General features: G+C 65.8%; 16 protein-coding genes and 1 pseudogene. 11 read left to right on the top strand and 6 right to left on the bottom strand.

Features of this window, described 5'->3' with window-relative positions:
* Positions 1-179 precede the first annotated feature (179 nt).
* The 5 genes from BN976_RS26615 to BN976_RS26595 all read left to right on the top strand — a co-directional run bounded on the left by BN976_RS26615 (position 180) and on the right by BN976_RS26595 (position 4469).
* On the top strand, positions 180-1430 hold the full coding sequence (locus BN976_RS26615; RefSeq protein ID WP_011782676.1) for a L,D-transpeptidase: 1251 nt from the start codon (positions 180-182) through the stop codon (positions 1428-1430).
* A gap of 76 nt (positions 1431-1506) precedes the next feature.
* On the top strand, positions 1507-2253 hold the full coding sequence (locus BN976_RS26610) for a DsbA family protein (RefSeq protein ID WP_011782675.1): 747 nt from the start codon (positions 1507-1509) through the stop codon (positions 2251-2253).
* Complete coding sequence (locus BN976_RS26605) at positions 2250-3110, top strand: cytochrome c biogenesis CcdA family protein (RefSeq protein WP_011782674.1); 861 nt, start codon at positions 2250-2252, stop codon at positions 3108-3110. The genes BN976_RS26610 and BN976_RS26605 overlap by 4 nt, the downstream gene beginning before the upstream one ends.
* A gap of 61 nt (positions 3111-3171) precedes the next feature.
* Positions 3172-3546 carry a BlaI/MecI/CopY family transcriptional regulator gene (locus BN976_RS26600; RefSeq protein WP_011782673.1) on the top strand — a complete coding sequence of 125 codons (375 nt, stop codon included), beginning with the start codon at positions 3172-3174 and terminating at the stop codon, positions 3544-3546.
* Complete coding sequence (locus BN976_RS26595) at positions 3543-4469, top strand: M56 family metallopeptidase (RefSeq protein ID WP_011782672.1); 927 nt, start codon at positions 3543-3545, stop codon at positions 4467-4469. Before BN976_RS26600 ends, BN976_RS26595 begins: the two co-directional genes overlap by 4 nt.
* Here BN976_RS26595 and BN976_RS33895 read toward each other — a convergent pair.
* Positions 4452-4934, bottom strand: a complete 483-nt coding sequence (locus BN976_RS33895) for a hypothetical protein (RefSeq protein ID WP_011782671.1) — start codon at positions 4932-4934, stop codon at positions 4452-4454. The genes BN976_RS26595 and BN976_RS33895 overlap by 18 nt on opposite strands.
* A 41-nt stretch (positions 4935-4975) precedes the next feature.
* The gene (locus tag BN976_RS26585; RefSeq protein WP_011782670.1) at positions 4976-5623 is read right to left on the bottom strand and encodes an MBL fold metallo-hydrolase; all 648 of its coding nucleotides are present in this window, start codon (positions 5621-5623) and stop codon (positions 4976-4978) included.
* Between the two features lie 163 nt (positions 5624-5786).
* Here BN976_RS26585 and BN976_RS26580 point away from each other — a divergent pair, with 163 nt between their 5' ends.
* Positions 5787-6500 (top strand): VIT1/CCC1 transporter family protein, encoded by a 714-nt coding sequence (locus tag BN976_RS26580; RefSeq protein WP_011782669.1) that lies wholly within the window; start codon positions 5787-5789, stop codon positions 6498-6500.
* Between the two features lie 9 nt (positions 6501-6509).
* Here BN976_RS26580 and BN976_RS26575 read toward each other — a convergent pair.
* Together BN976_RS26575 and BN976_RS26570 are read right to left on the bottom strand one after the other, a co-directional pair.
* Positions 6510-7389 (bottom strand): annotated as a pseudogene (locus BN976_RS26575) (LLM class F420-dependent oxidoreductase).
* 49 nt (positions 7390-7438) lie between these two features.
* The gene (locus tag BN976_RS26570; protein WP_011782668.1) at positions 7439-8521 is read right to left on the bottom strand and encodes an ATP-dependent DNA ligase; all 1083 of its coding nucleotides are present in this window, start codon (positions 8519-8521) and stop codon (positions 7439-7441) included.
* A gap of 62 nt (positions 8522-8583) precedes the next feature.
* Here BN976_RS26570 and BN976_RS34505 point away from each other — a divergent pair, with 62 nt between their 5' ends.
* Positions 8584-8979: a LysR substrate-binding domain-containing protein gene (locus BN976_RS34505; RefSeq protein ID WP_051558573.1), complete on the top strand. Its 396-nt coding sequence runs from the start codon at positions 8584-8586 to the stop codon at positions 8977-8979.
* Between the two features lie 96 nt (positions 8980-9075).
* Here the strand turns inward: BN976_RS34505 and BN976_RS26560 are convergent, their stop codons facing one another.
* Positions 9076-9753: a nitroreductase family protein gene (locus BN976_RS26560; protein ID WP_036375630.1), complete on the bottom strand. Its 678-nt coding sequence runs from the start codon at positions 9751-9753 to the stop codon at positions 9076-9078.
* Between the two features lie 28 nt (positions 9754-9781).
* Here BN976_RS26560 and BN976_RS33330 point away from each other — a divergent pair, with 28 nt between their 5' ends.
* The 3 genes from BN976_RS33330 to BN976_RS26545 all read left to right on the top strand — a co-directional run bounded on the left by BN976_RS33330 (position 9782) and on the right by BN976_RS26545 (position 12541).
* Positions 9782-9979, top strand: a complete 198-nt coding sequence (locus BN976_RS33330; RefSeq protein ID WP_133167685.1) for a hypothetical protein — start codon at positions 9782-9784, stop codon at positions 9977-9979.
* A gap of 10 nt (positions 9980-9989) precedes the next feature.
* Positions 9990-11705 (top strand): HNH endonuclease signature motif containing protein, encoded by a 1716-nt coding sequence (locus BN976_RS26550; protein ID WP_011782665.1) that lies wholly within the window; start codon positions 9990-9992, stop codon positions 11703-11705.
* 167 nt (positions 11706-11872) lie between these two features.
* Entirely contained in the window at positions 11873-12541 is a 669-nt protein-coding gene (locus BN976_RS26545; RefSeq protein WP_105386792.1) for a YwaF family protein, read from the top strand.
* Between the two features lie 65 nt (positions 12542-12606).
* On the opposite strand, the gene BN976_RS26540 is transcribed toward BN976_RS26545, so the two are convergent.
* Positions 12607-13623: a DUF4331 family protein gene (locus BN976_RS26540; protein ID WP_011782663.1), complete on the bottom strand. Its 1017-nt coding sequence runs from the start codon at positions 13621-13623 to the stop codon at positions 12607-12609.
* 311 nt (positions 13624-13934) lie between these two features.
* Between BN976_RS26540 and BN976_RS33325 the strand changes: the two genes are divergently transcribed.
* Positions 13935-14063 carry a hypothetical protein gene (locus BN976_RS33325; protein WP_409366021.1) on the top strand — a complete coding sequence of 43 codons (129 nt, stop codon included), beginning with the start codon at positions 13935-13937 and terminating at the stop codon, positions 14061-14063.
* The last annotated feature ends 97 nt before the right edge of the window (positions 14064-14160 follow it).

Genomic DNA, 14160 nt, shown 5'->3' with positions numbered 1-14160 from the left:
ACGAGTCGGCGTCTGGTAACAGGCACAAATCGTCCTTCCGTTGCATCGGTTTCCGATGACTGCGCTGCAGTGCGCCAAGCCACTGTAACCTACATACGTAGCTACGCCGTAGATACGTATGTAGTTGGAACGTTGATTGGCCGTCGTGCGGCGGCCGTCGAGCAGCCGGAGGAATTCCCGTGGAACTAGGACGATGGCGGGGGACGGCGCGCCTGGCGACAGCGTTGGCACACCTTGCACTCCTTGGTGCAGCGGTCGTCGGCGTCCTGTCGATCGACGGGGGCGCAGAGTCGGCTCCACCGGGGCCGGGTTCGTCAGCCGCCACCGCGGCTGCCCGGCCCGCGGGGCTGGCGATCTCACCGACCCCCGGGGCGGTGAACGTCGAACCCGTCGGGTCTGTTGAAGTGTCGGCCCTCGGCGGGCACCTCGGCGAGGTGTCCCTGGTGAACGAGGATATGGAGGCGGTGCCCGGCGAGATGTCGGCCGACGGCACGACATGGCGTCCCAAGGTCCCGCTCGGTTATGGACGCACCTACACGCTCGAGGCGGTCGGTGGTGGCGATGCGGCGCCGGTGCGTGCGGCAACCACTTTCACGACTGTGGTGCCGCGTCAGCAGGCCGCGGTTTCGCTCACGACGACCTCCGGGGCGATGCTGCGTGACGGCGCTGTATACGGGGTTGGCGTGGTGGTGGTTGCGTCTTTCGATCGAGATGTTCCCGACCGCGCACCGGCCGAACGTGCCCTGACCGTCGACACCGACCCGCGAGTGGAGGGTTCGTGGTACTGGCTCGACGATCACACGGCGCATTGGCGGCCACGCCAGTACCACGCGCCCGGCACGACCGTGAAAGTGTCGGCCGACGTCTACGGAATTCCGTTGGGTGACGGCGTATACGGCGCCGAGGATCAACACGTCCGATTCCGGATCGGTGATTCCCATGTTTCGATCGCCGACGACGACACCAAGCAGATCCAGGTCTACGAAAACGGGCGGCTGGTGCGTACCATGCCCACGTCGATGGGCAAGGGGGGAACGCAGACCATCGGCGGAACCACACTGGCGTTCTGGACGCAGCGGGGCGTGTACACCGTGATGGACAAGTCGGACCAGGTCGTCATGGACTCGTCGACGTATGGACTGCCGCTGGACGTCGGATACCGGCTGACGGTGAATAACGCAGTACGGCTGAGCCATAACGGCATCTACCTGCACCAGCTCGACAGCACGGTCTGGGCTCAGGGCAACACCAACGTCTCGCACGGCTGTCTCAACCTGAATGCCGACCACGCTCGATGGTTCTACGAGTTCTCCCGGCCGGGCGACGTCGTCGAGGTGCGGAACACCGGTGGTGATCCGCTTCCGCTGTGGCAGAACGGCGACTGGAGCGTGTCCTGGGATCGATGGCTGCAAGGAAGCGCCCTCTCCTGATCGTCGGTGGTGTGCTACACAGGGTCTACGTACCTACTACGTAGAACAGTAGAGTCTAGGACCAAGGAGATGGCGGGTGTCTGGTTCCCGGCGGGAAAGTGTCGTAAAGGATCTCGTCTTCATCGGCGGGCTTCTGATCCTTGCGGTGGCGCTGATCGTCTATCTGGTTATGGGGTCGGAAGAGGTCAGCGACGCGGCGTCCCAACCGATGTCGCCGCAGGTGTCGGCGCCGGAATCGAACGCCCCTGGCGGGCAGGTCGACGCCGTCACCGCGTTGTCGGTGGAGCGGCGAACGACCGGAGACCCGCTGGCACAGGGTGATCCGGCTGCGCCTGTGGTGATGGTGATGTTCGCCGACTATCGGTGCCCGTTCTGTGCGAAGTTCAGTCGCGACACCGAGCCCGATCTCGTCGAGCGGTTCGTCGACCAGGGCGTGCTGCGTCTGGAGTGGCGAGATATGCCGATCTTCGGGGAACAGTCGATGCGAGCGGCGCGCGCGGGACGGGCTGCGGCCGAACAGGGCAAGTTCTGGGAGTTCAACCACGAGGTGTTCGCGATGTCACCGGACCGGGGTCATGCCGACCTCAACGAGGACGCCTTGGTCGGTTTTGCCGAGAAGGCGGGCGTGCCCGACATCGACAAGTTCGCAGCGAGCATGCGGGGCAACGAGTTCGACGCGGCCATCGATGCCGACCTTGCGCAGGGCAGCAGTATCGGGGTGCCCAGTACCCCGGCCTTCGTGATCAACGGTGAGCCCGTGCTTGGTGCGCAGCCCACCGAGGAGTTCGTCCGGGTCATCGACGAGGCTAAGGACCGGACGTGACCGGTGTCGGGATCTTCGGCGCCTTCCTCGGCGGCCTGGCGTCGCTGTTGAGTCCGTGCTCGGCGCTACTGTTGCCGTCGTTCTTCGCCTATGCCTTCGATCGCGTCCAACGTCTGGTGCAACGCACGACCGCGTTCTGGGTGGGCCTTTGTGTCGTGTTGGTTCCGCTGGGGGCAGGGGTGTCAGCTCTTGGCGGTGCGCTGACCCGCTATCGCGGTGAGGTGACGATGATCGGCGGCGTTGTCATCATCGGGATGGGATTGATGACTGTGCTGGGAAGAGGTTTCGCGTTGTCGTCAGCGCAGCGCCTGTTCGCGCGGATCAGGATCTCGACGACGATGTCGGTGATAGCGCTGGGAGCGCTCTACGGATTGGCGGGATTCTGCGCCGGACCGCTGCTCGGCGGTGTGCTGACGGTGTCGGCGATGGGTGGTGACCCGGTACTGGGCGGAACGCTGATGGCCGTCTACGCCCTCGGTATGGCGGCGCCGTTGTTCGTCCTGGCGTTGTTGTGGAAGCGCTTCGATCTCTCCCGCCGCGGTTGGCTGCGGGGCAAGTCGGTGAAGTGGGGGCCGGTGCACACCCATTCCACGTCACTGGTCTCTGGCGTGATCCTCGTCGTCATCGGGACGGTCTTCCTGGTGACCGACGGGACCGCCAACCTTGGTGGTGTGCTCGGCGTCGATGAACAGTTCGACCTGCAGGTCTGGCTGCGAGTGATGGGAACGAGCGCCGCCGACCCGATCGTGTTGCTCGGTGTCGTCGGGGCATCGCTGGCATGGCGCGGTCACCGTCTCTGGCGCCGCAGGTCTGAGTCGGATGAGTCGGTGACCGTGAGCGGCGGCGGTGGTTCGTGAACATGCCCGCTACTATCGGGCTACGTAGGTTGATTCGGATCTGGGTGAAGCAGGTGGCTGGGTGGGTTTGAGGCAGTTCGGCGAACTCGAGGCAGTCGTGATGGACCTGCTGTGGTCGCGCGAGGGAGCCTCGACCGTTCGCAGCGTGTATGACGAGCTCAGGGGCAGCCGCCAGATCGCGTACACGACTGTGATGTCGACGATGGACAACCTGTTTCGCAAGGGGTGGCTGGAACGGGACAAGGTCGGCCTTGCGTATCACTATCGGCCGGCGATGACCCGTGAGGAGCATTCGGCGAACCTCATGCGCACCGTCTTCGAGTCGGGAGGTGACGGTGAGCTGATCCTGAACTTCTTCCTCGAACAGATCGGTGAGGACGACTCCGCCAAGTTGCGGCAGGCGATCCGCCGATCGACCCGAAAGGGTTCCCGATGAACGCGGTGACTGTGCTGCTGGCGTATGCGGTAGCGCTCAGCTGGTTCGCGCCTGCATTGCTGACAGCTTCCGCTTCTGCGGGCGCGCATCCCCGGCTCGCGGTCGCGGGCTGGATTGCCGCCGTCGGGTCCGCGTTGTCGGCCTGGGCCGGCGCGGTGGTGATTCTTGTCGTCGGTGCCGTGCACGCGGTCGTGACGAGATCGGCGTTGACATTCTGCGTGGAGACCCTGGGTCTCACCAGCGCCGTGCACCTGCCGTCCTCGACTGCGACGGCGTTGGTGGTCGTGCTGCTGATCGCCACCTCGGCGGTTGCGCTGTACACGGTGCGGCGGGTGGTCATGGCCTTGATCCGGGGTCGCCGCCGCAACGTCGAGCACGCAGAAGCGGTCAGTATCGTCGGCCGGCCCACGGAACACCCGGGGGTCGTCGAGATCAGCGCACGCCAGCCGACGGCATACTGCGTTTCAGGCGGTGGCCGAAGCGTCATCGTGATGACCACTGCGGTCCGGGACCTGCTCGATGAGGACGGTATGGCGGCGGTGCTGGCCCACGAGCGGGCACACCTGCGCGGTCGTCACCATCATGTGATCGCCGTCCTGAACGCGTTGGCGGCCGCATTGCCGCGGCTGCCGTTGATGCGTAGGGCAGCGCGCGAGGTAGCGGCGCTGCTGGAGATGTGCGCGGACGACGCTGCTTCCCGTGAACACGGACGAACGCACCTGTTGAACAGCCTGGCCCTGTTGAGCACGGGTGACCGTCTGCCCGAAGGAGCATTGGCCGCTGCCGGCACCGCAGTCCTCGATCGCCTGCTGCGGCTGGCTCAACCTCCGGCGACGTCGTGGTGGCGCCCCCACGTTGCGGTGTTCGCCGTCATGGCCGCCTGTGGCGTGCCGATCGCGGCGCTGTCACTCTGCGTGTACTGAACCGCACTGCCCGGCGGCGCACGGGCGCTGCCGCCACCGCCACGCGACGGCGGCGGTCATCAACGTCACCGACACTGTGGCCAGGATGGGTTGCACCGGCGCCCAGAGGCCGAGTGCCCCAGTGGTGCCCACGGCGGCCAGGACGAGTTTGTTACACACCGGACATCCGATCGCGAAGGTGGCCAGAGTGACGCCGCTGACCGCGGTGCCTGCGCCGCGCCGCGAGGTGGCGATGCCCATCCACACGGTGGTGAGGATGCCCATCGCGATCAACGTCGGGTACTCCCACCATCGGACCGGGACCTCGCGGGAGAACCACGGCGTGTTGATCACGTCGGTCGGCACGGCCATCAACAGCATCGCGGTCAGCCCCACCGCGCCTGCGCGCAGCCAGCGGATCAGCGTTGCGCGCCTGGCCGACTCGTAGGCGGGCGAGATGCGCTGAGTCGCCGATCGAAGAACCATGCCTACGTATCTACTACGTAGAATCGTGGCTGTCGAGTCAGCTACCGGCGCGCAGACGTAGGAAGACCCGCGATCGCGTGGGCGATGTGTCCGCGCCACAGGTCGGGCTCGACCCGGTGCACCGCCGAATTGCCCTGGAATGCACTGGAGATCACGAAGTCCGGCGACACCTCGGCAAGCGTGCGCAGGCTCTCGGCGATGGTGTCGGCGTCGCCCGGCTGGTGGAAGCCCTCGATATAGCCGGCCCACCAGTGCCCGTCGGGATTGCGGAACAGCGTGTCCCCGGTGAACAGGTAGCGGCCGTCGGCGCCGGACACCAGGTAGCTGACGCTGCCGGGGGAGTGGCCCGGCGTCGGGATGATCTCGACGCCGTTGTAGTCGACATAGCGGCCCTTCAGTGGGACATCGACGTGGGCGTGCTTGCCGATATCGGCGAGGTCGGCCGCCGGCGCGTGCAGCGTCGAGCCGAAGCGTTCGGCGATGCGGGCGAGCATCGGGCCGGCTTCGTCGCGGTGCGACAGGTACTGGTCGTTGACGCCGCCGAGCTCAGTGAGTTCATTGAACTGCGCATCGGTGGCCGGCGAGTAGAACAGGATGTTCGCCGGCGTCCACAGGTAGGCGTGGGTGGTCAGTCCGGGAAACGGTGAGTCGGTGCGGGTTTCCCACAGATCACGGAGTACTTGTTTCATGCATTCCAGGCTGCAACCTCAACTATTGTTCAGGTCAAGGGGTTCCATCGGTAGGCATGACGATCGCCATGTCGCCGCCGAGCGCCGTCAAGAGGTCAGTGCCGCCGCTATGGCAAGGCTAGGTTTGCTGGCGGAGCACACGCATCCTCGTTACGGTGATGCCGTGAAAAGCCAGTCTCATCCAGCCGAGCCGCATCTGGGTTCCGTGGCGTCCAAGCTGAACTGGTTGCGCGCCGGTGTACTCGGGGCGAACGACGGCATTGTGTCCACGGCGGGCATCGTTGTCGGCGTGGCCGCCGCGACCGCCGAGCGCGGCCCGATCCTCACTGCCGGAATTGCCGGCCTGGCTGCCGGCGCAGTTTCGATGGCCCTCGGTGAGTATGTGTCGGTCAGCACCCAACGCGATACCGAGAAGGCGCTGCTCGGCAAGGAGCGGCAGGAGTTGCGTGACGACCCCGCCGCCGAACTGGAGGAACTGGTGGCGCTCTACGAGGCAAAGGGAATCTCCGCCGCCACCGCACGCACGGTCGCCGAAGAACTTACCGAACACGACGCGTTCGCCGCGCACGCCGAGATCGAACTCGGCATCACCCCAGGCGAATTGACCAACCCTTGGCAGGCCGCGCTGTCTTCGGCGCTGTCCTTCACGGTGGGTGCGCTCCTGCCGCTGATCGCCATCCTCTTACCGCCGACGACCTGGCGCGTCCCGGTGACCGTCATCTCCGTGCTGATCGCCCTCGTCATCACCGGTGCCGTGTCGGCCGGGCTGGGCGGGGCGCCGAAGCAACGCGCGGTCCTGCGCAATCTCATCGGCGGTGGACTCGCACTGATGATCACCTACGGAATCGGACATCTCGTCGGCGCGGCGGTGACCTGACGACGCGCCCTACGAGCCCAGCTCGGCGAGCTGCTTCACCGCGGGGGCGATGCTGTCGATCCACAGGGCCGGCGAGCCGGTGGGCGGAAAGACGATCACCTCGTCGATGCCGAGCTTTGCGTAATCGCCCATGGTGTGTACGAATTCGTCTCTCGTGTCCGGTGCCGGGCTGAGATCGTTGACCATGATCGTCTTGCGTATGGCGTCGTAGTCGCGGCCGACCTTGTCACAGTGGTCGCGCAGAACCCGCAACTTGTGGGCGACCTCGTCCGGCGAGGTGCCGAACAGATTGCACGCGTCGCCGTACTGGGCGACCAGACGCAGCGTCTTGCGTTCGCCGCTTCCGGCCGATCAGCACCTTCGGCCGGTTGATCGGCTGTGGGTTGCACAGCGTCTCCCGGAGTCGGTAGTGCTTGCCTTCGAAGGCGCCGTTGTTGTCCGGGTCCCACATCTGGTTGCAGATCTGCAGTGCTTCCTCGAGCCGTTCGAACCGCTCGGCGAGAGGCGGGTAGGGAACGCCGAGCCCGACGTGCTCGCGTTCGAACCACGCCGCGCCGATGCCCAGTACCGCACGGCCTCCCGACAGCACATCCACCGTCGTCACGGTCTTGGCGAGCAGGCCGGGGTGCCGATATGTGACGCCGGTGACGAGAAGTCCGAGGCTGATCCGCGAGGTGTGCCCGGCCAGGTAACCGAGCAATGTGTAGCCCTCCAACATGTTGGCTTCCGCGGGCAGCCCCGTGGGCTCGATCTGGAAGAAGTGGTCCATGAACCACAGTGAGTTCGCGCCTGCCGCCTCCGCAGCCGTGCCGACTCTGGCGAGTTCGGGACCGATCGCCGTCGCGCCGCCGTCGATGTCGAGAATGGGGATGCTGAGTCCGAGATCCATGCCAGCTACAAGTCGCTATCCGGGGCGGCGATTCCGGTTTGGCAGCAACTTAGCCCCGGGGCCGGGTACCGCCAAGGCCCGGCACGATGTCGTCGAGGCTGAACGTCAGTGGGCGGTCGAGTTGGTCGAACGTGCAGGAAAGCGGGTCGCGGTCGGGTCGCCAGCGGTTGAATTGCGCTGTGTGCCGGAACCTTTGCCCCTCCATGTGGTCATAGCGCACCTCGACGACGCGTTCGGGACGCAGTGGGACGAACGAAAGGTCCTTGCCGGCGTTCCACCGCGAGCCGCCCCCGTAGCGGCGCACCGTGTCCGGGTCGACCTGCGCGGCCCAGTTCCACGGGTGCCCGTCGAACGTGGTCACCAGCGGCTGCAATTCGGTGACGAGCTCACGACGCCGCGCCATCGGGAACGCGCCGACGACGCCCACCGACGCCAGCGAACCGTCGTCGTCGTAGAGCCCCAGCAGCAGTGAACCCACCGCATCGGGGCCCGACTTGTGCAGGCGGTAGCCGGCCACCACACAGTCCGCGGTGCGCTGGTGCTTGATCTTGAACATCACCCGCTTGTCCGGCAGGTAGTGCCCGTCGAGCGGCTTGGCGATCACTCCGTCGAGCCCGGCGCCTTCGAACTCGTCGAACCACCGTCGCGCCGTCGCGACGTCCAGGGTGGCCGGTGTGACGTGGAACGTGGGGCCGCACCCGGCGAGCGCCCCGACCAGCGCCGCCCGCCGCTCGGCGAACGGCCGCGCGGTGTAGTCGGTGTCGTCGAGCGCGAGCAGGTCGAATGCGATGAACGACGCCGGCGTCTTCTCGGCCAGCATCCGCACCCGCGATGCGGCCGGGTGCAGCCGCAGTTGCAGCGCCTCGAAGTCGAGGCCGCCGCCGGTGGCGACGACGATCTCTCCGTCGACGACGCAGCGGGGCGGCAACTCGGCGCGGGCCGCCTCGACGAGCTCGGGAAAATACCGCGTCATCGGCCGCTCATTGCGGCTGCCGAGCTCCACCTCGTTGCCGTCCCGGAACAGAATCGACCGGAATCCGTCCCACTTGGGCTCGTAGGAGGCGCCGTCGGGGATGGTGTCGACCGACTTCGACAGCATCGGCGAGACCGGGGGCATCACGGGAAGTTGCATCCACGTCATTGTCACCCGATCGCCTTCGCGATCTCCTCCGGTTCGCCCAACCGTCCCATCGGGTGTGCCACGAGGAGCGGGCCTTCGCTGAAGGTTCGGTTGACGTGCTGGTGGCTCGGGACCCGCTGTTCATTCCGATGGACGACACCCGGATCACCGTGCTCTACGAGGAGCCGCGGGTGCTGGTGATGCCAGCTGAGCATCCGCTGGCGGGCCGCGAGTCGGTGTCGCCGGAGGATTTCGCACCCGGAGAGTCCCTCGTCTGCCCGCCTGGCGGAGCTGGTGCGATCTATCCGACCCCGTCGCACCGGCGGAGCTCGGTGCGCGCAGGTCTGGTCACCGTGCCCGTCGAGGGGGTACCGACCAGCAAGGTCGTTGTGGCGAGCCGGGCGGGTGAAACGAATCCGTTGGTGGCCGAGTTCATCCGGGTGTCTCCGCCCACCGGCGCACGGAGATAGAAGTGGGTTCTCGGCCAAAGCTGAATATCCCTAGGGGGTTACGGTGGATGTCGAAGCTGCCGGGTGTCGAAGTGGCGTTCGTCGCGCTTGTCGATGTCAGCTCTTGCCCCTGGGCCGGGCGCCGCGGCCGTAGGTGATGTCGGCGCGTTCGGGATCCCAGCGGTTGCGGAATACGACGTCGGTGAGGGGACGCCTGCGCACCGGGCCGTGGTGTCCGCGCGGCCAACCGACCACGATGTGACCCGCCAGAAACCACTCGTCCGGGATGCCGACGGCCTCGCGGAGAACCTGCCCGCCCCCGGCATAGGACGCCCAACTGGTCAGGCAGGCGCCCAGCCCCTGTGCTCGGGCGGCGAGGTAGAAGTTCTGAATCGCCGGATAGATGGACCCACCCTGCAGGAACTCCGAGGAGAATTCATTCTTGAACGCAGTAAACAGGACTGACGTGTATTCCTCTGCGCGGTCGTGCAATTCGTAGGTGGCGCGGTTGTTTCGCGCGGCACGGCTGGCATCGTCGTCGTCGGGGCGGGTCATCCCGTAGATCGCCTCGATCGACGTCAACGCGATCTGCGCAGCCTTGCCCACCGCGGCACGCTGCTCAGGACCGTCCAGCACGATGAACCGCCAGAGTTGTGCGTTCGCGCCGTTCGGGGCCCACGTCGCCGCCTCCAGGCAGCGGTCGATCACGGCGTCGGTCACGGGCTCGTCGGTGAACCGGCGGATGGAGCGGGCGGTGGACAGCACTTCCCAGACGTCGTCGGTCGGATGCGGCATGTCAATGGTGTATAGGACGCGCAAACAGATGTCGAGCATCTTTGCCATGCTGTGCAGCCCTACTGAACTCGATACCGACGGCGCGGATGATGAGCGCTCCGGCTGCGGTGTCGCCATCCTCGCCGAGATTGTCTCTGGTGCGGTGGATTTCGTGGATTCGGTGCCGTGGAAGCAATCTCGGCGATGGTTGTGGATGGTGCCGGATTTGTCGTACCCCGATCGGTAGTATCGAACGTATGTTCGGTTCGGTGTTCGCGGGTTTGGAGGAGTCCGCGTTGATCGCTGTGATCGAGCAGTGTGCGCGTGAGGAGGCCCAGGCGGGAGCGCATAAGTCGGCCGCGATCGCGCAGTTGGTGAGCTCCACGGTGAGCTGGGATGACGAGCATGACGACTGGGTGTATGACTGCTGGGCGCAGACCGCCTCTGAGCTGGGTGCGGTGCTCAGCCTGGGACAGAGGCGGGCCTCGGGGCAGATGCGGATCGCGATCGCGTTGCGCGACCGGTTGCCTCGGCTTGCCGAGCGGTATCTGCAGGGCCGGGTCAGTGCACAGGTGGTGTCGAAGATCTGTTGGCGCACCCGTCTGGTCGTCGATTCGCAGGTGTGGGCGCTGCTCGACGGGGAGTTGGCAACCCAAGCGCAGCGGTGGGGGTCGTTGTCGGAAGAAGCGCTAGTACGTGCCATTGATGCGCTGATCGAGCGCTATGACTCCGATGCGGTGATCCGGGCCCGTGAACACGTCAGCGGCCTGGACTTTAGGGTCGGGGCCAGCGACGACCCCGACGCACTGGTGATGGTGTGGGGCAAAATCCTGGGCTGCGATGCGGCGGTGCTGGCGGCCCGCATCGCCGAACTGCTCAAAGGGCTCTGCGACAACGACCCCCGCAGCGTCTGTGTGCGGCGCTCGCATGCGGTCGGGGCCATTGTCCGCGGCCAGGACCATCTGCGGTGCCGCTGCGGCTCCCCGGACTGTACCGCCTCCGCCGCACCAGCGCCGGGGTCGTCGAACGTGGTGATCTCGGTGCTCGCCGACCCCGCCGCCCTCGACGCCGTCCGCCAACTCATCGCCGCCGAAGACCGTGAACAACAAGACAAACTCGCCGATAAACAAGCGAAAGCGAAGGAGCAGGGGAAAGCAGAATCGCAGCCGCAGACAGAACCGATCCCGCAGGCCGAGGCCGAGGTCGAGGTCGAGGTCGAGGTCGAGCCCGAGCCCGAGCCCGAGCCGGCGATCGAATCTGAGCCCGCCCCCGTCAAGCCTGTTGCGCCGTCGAATCCTGCTGCGTGTGTGCGGGATTCAGGAGTGGCGTTGCTGCCCGGGGTGAAGGTCCTGCCGATCGTGGCACTGGCCGAGGCGATCCGGGCCGGCGCGGCGATCAAAACCCTGTGGCTGCCCGGCCCCGACCCGGAACCGCACTACCGCCCCTCGACCAAGCTGGCGGCGTTCGTGCGTGCCCGGGACCTGTTCTGCCGCTACCCCGGCTGTGACGTCCCCGCCGAACACTGCGACCTCGACCATGTCGTGCCCTATCCGTACGGGCCCACCCATCCGTCGAACCTGAACTGCAAATGCCGCACCCACCACCTCGGCAAGACCTTCGCCGAGGGCTGGCAGGAACAGCAACTCCCGGACGGGACGGTGCTGTGGACGACCCCGGCCGGGCAGCGCTGCACCACGGTGCCCGGTAGTTGGTTGTTCTTCCCCGGTTGGGACACCACCACCGCCGAACTCCCGCCGATGGCCCAGCCGCCACCGGATCCCGACCGGCTGGCCAAGATGCCGAAACGACGACGTACCCGCGCCGCCGAGGAGGCCGCCCGCATCAAAGCCGAACGCGAACACAACGCGCTCCAACGCGCCCTCGAACGAAAACAGGCCCTCGGCCAACAACCGAGAAGCGTAGCCGCGCAACGGATCCGACAAGATTACGGCGCCGAACCGCCACCCTTCTGACATGGGGCTCAGACGGCTGCCGCGTCGACGCCTACGGCGATGAGCCCAACAATGGTGCCAGATTCCTGACGACGATGGCGTTCCCGGGGTACACCGGTCTACGTGAGTATGGAAACCATGGTCCTGCCCGTTGGGCCGCTGAGTTGATCTCCGCAGCAGGCGAGTTCATGGCATACGGTCCATCGCACTGGTCGGTGATCGCAGTGTTCGCGGTGGGTGCGATGCTGCTGATCTGGCTGGGCCGCCGGCAGACCGAAACTGGGGCCAGACGGTTCGGGCGCATCGGTGGGGCGCTGACTGCCCTGATTTACCTGGGCGCCTCGGTCAACGCGCTGATTCCGCCCGGGATCGACTGGTCTGTCCCGCTGCACCTCACCGACCTGGCGACGCTGGTCGCCGCCTATGCGTTGTGGTCGCAGCGGCAGTGGGCGTTTGCGCTCACCTATTACTGGGGCCTGGTGCTCAGCCTGCAGGCGCTGATCTCGCCGGTCCTGACGGGTCCTGATTTTCCCCACTACCAGTTTCTCGGGTTCTGGGCGATTCATCTGCTCGTCGTGTGGGCGGCCATCTATCTGACCTGGGGGCGAAGGATGCGGCCGACGTGGCGCAGCTATCGGCTCGCGCTGACGGTGACCGCGGTGTGGGCGACGATCACCATCGCGTTCAACAGCATCGCTGGAACGAACTACGGCTTCCTCAACCGCAAGCCGGCCAACGCGTCGCTGCTGGACCTGATGGGGCCGTGGCCGGTCTATCTGCTGGTCGGCTTCACACTCGTCGCGGCCGTCTGGGCCCTGATGACCTGGCCGTGGTCACTGGTGAGACGACCGATGTAGGTTGTCGCCGTCGACGCAACTGGCTGGCCCGCGGCCGGTATCACCGCGTGGCCCCCGAAGAACACCTAGGGCGTGTGCGGTGGACCGAGATAAGGGAATTCGGTCAACGTGTCGGTATGCGGTGACAGGCCTGAAGGCGGGCATTCGCCTTGGGTCAGGAACGCTAACCGGTAGTCGATGACGTCGTCGGTGAAGACTCGGCCGTTCGGGTACTGCGCTGGCTTAGCCGGGTCGAAGGTCAGCATGTCAGGCAACGTGCCTTCCTTCTCGATTGCGGCGATTGCATCTTCCCGGGTGTAGTGACCGGTGTGGCCCAGCAGGTGGACGAACTGGTCAAGCCAGCGGTTCCAGTCGTTGGAAGGCTCGCTGGCGTTGTACTCCAGTTTGGTGTCGTCGGTGTTGAAGAAACTGCTCACCGATGGGTGCCCGGCCCGGTCTACATGAACAAGTGTGCCGTTCTCGCGCAGGCTGCATCGACCCCAGATCCGGATCGGCCCCTTCGCGTCAAGGGTGTTGGTCGGCAGCTCGATTGCTATCGAGAAGACATTGGCAGTGGTGTTCGAATCCAGCCCGGTCCACGGCGTTTTACCACCCAGTTCGGCCAGATGAGGAGCAGTGAAGTTGCGTTTGCCGCTGATGTCGAACAGGTTCTTGATGCCGTCGAAGTCGAAGAAGAAGGCATCGCTGCGGGAGCCGGCGGCGAACGTGATGTCGCCGGCAGTCACAACGTTGGGTTGCGATCCGAACGACACGTCGACATCGGTGAAGATCTGCTCGCCCACCGGTTCGGGGGAACGGGACTGTTCACCGCGGGCCAAGAACACATCGACTGTCTGCCGGCCGTCCACCGGGGTGGAGAATATGAAACTGAACGCGACGTCGTTGACCAAGTCACCGTCGGTATCGATTGCCAACCGATAGACGGCATCCGGGTGAAGCGCCTCGGCGGTCGGATTGGCGTTGAGGATCAGGACCGTTCGCGAGTTGTCGGTCGGTGATTGGAATGCGTACAGATCACACAAGTCAAGGCGCTGATCGCCCAGCGGCGGTCCGAGGCTCAAACCGGTGAAATGGTTGGACATTGGGAAGCACCCCTCGCCGTTGTTCGTCCTATCGGTAACTTATCTCGCCGGCGCGCTACGTGATGCCCAAGGGGGTTCGTGTCACCAGGTTGGCGTGACAGCGGTTCCTGGTCCGCGCGGGTGAGCACTCTGGGTCAGGACCTCGACGCGTAGCTGACCGCGCTCGTCGCCGCTGGTGTCGAATCCGGCCAGGTTTCGTTCTTGCGCGGCATGCAGTCTCCGACGGCATCACGGGCTACGCGGTGGCATTGCCGCCGCCGGCGACGCGATGACATTGTCGGGGTACCCGGGTCTACGTGACTATGGAACCCATGCCGTTGTCCGCAGACCTTCCGGTCATGCCCCCGCTGGAGCCGATGCTGGCCAAGGCCCAGACCAAGGTGCCCGACGAGCCCGGCATGTGGTCCTACGAGCCGAAGTGGGACGGCTTCCTTCACTGAACTTTGTCAAGGTAGCCCCCCGTCCTGGGGAGCTATACGTGCCAAACGAGAGCGCAGTGCACGCGGCATGCAGATCCAGCACCGCCGAGGGTGGTGG

This window comes from Mycolicibacterium austroafricanum (genome assembly GCF_000612725.1).
GTDB classification, from domain to species: Bacteria; Actinomycetota; Actinomycetes; order Mycobacteriales; family Mycobacteriaceae; genus Mycobacterium; species Mycobacterium austroafricanum.
The sequence above is the reverse complement of the archived record's forward strand: the minus strand, read 5'-3'. Positions and strand labels throughout refer to the sequence as shown.

Excerpts from the sequence above, each read along its gene's own strand:
- BN976_RS26595 (WP_011782672.1), top strand. The coding sequence starts at position 3,543 with ATGAACGCGGTGACTGTGCTGCTGGCGTATGCGGTAGCGCTCAGCTGG.
- BN976_RS33895 (WP_011782671.1), bottom strand. The coding sequence starts at position 4,934 with ATGGTTCTTCGATCGGCGACTCAGCGCATCTCGCCCGCCTACGAGTCG.
- BN976_RS26585 (WP_011782670.1), bottom strand. The coding sequence starts at position 5,623 with ATGAAACAAGTACTCCGTGATCTGTGGGAAACCCGCACCGACTCACCG.
- BN976_RS26570 (WP_011782668.1), bottom strand. The coding sequence starts at position 8,521 with ATGCAACTTCCCGTGATGCCCCCGGTCTCGCCGATGCTGTCGAAGTCG.
- BN976_RS26560 (WP_036375630.1), bottom strand. The coding sequence starts at position 9,753 with ATGCCGCATCCGACCGACGACGTCTGGGAAGTGCTGTCCACCGCCCGC.
- BN976_RS33330 (WP_133167685.1), top strand. The coding sequence starts at position 9,782 with ATGTCGAGCATCTTTGCCATGCTGTGCAGCCCTACTGAACTCGATACC.
- BN976_RS26550 (WP_011782665.1), top strand. The coding sequence starts at position 9,990 with ATGTTCGGTTCGGTGTTCGCGGGTTTGGAGGAGTCCGCGTTGATCGCT.
- BN976_RS26545 (WP_105386792.1), top strand. The coding sequence starts at position 11,873 with ATGGCATACGGTCCATCGCACTGGTCGGTGATCGCAGTGTTCGCGGTG.
- BN976_RS26540 (WP_011782663.1), bottom strand. The coding sequence starts at position 13,623 with ATGTCCAACCATTTCACCGGTTTGAGCCTCGGACCGCCGCTGGGCGAT.
- BN976_RS33325 (WP_409366021.1), top strand. The coding sequence starts at position 13,935 with ATGCCGTTGTCCGCAGACCTTCCGGTCATGCCCCCGCTGGAGCCGATG.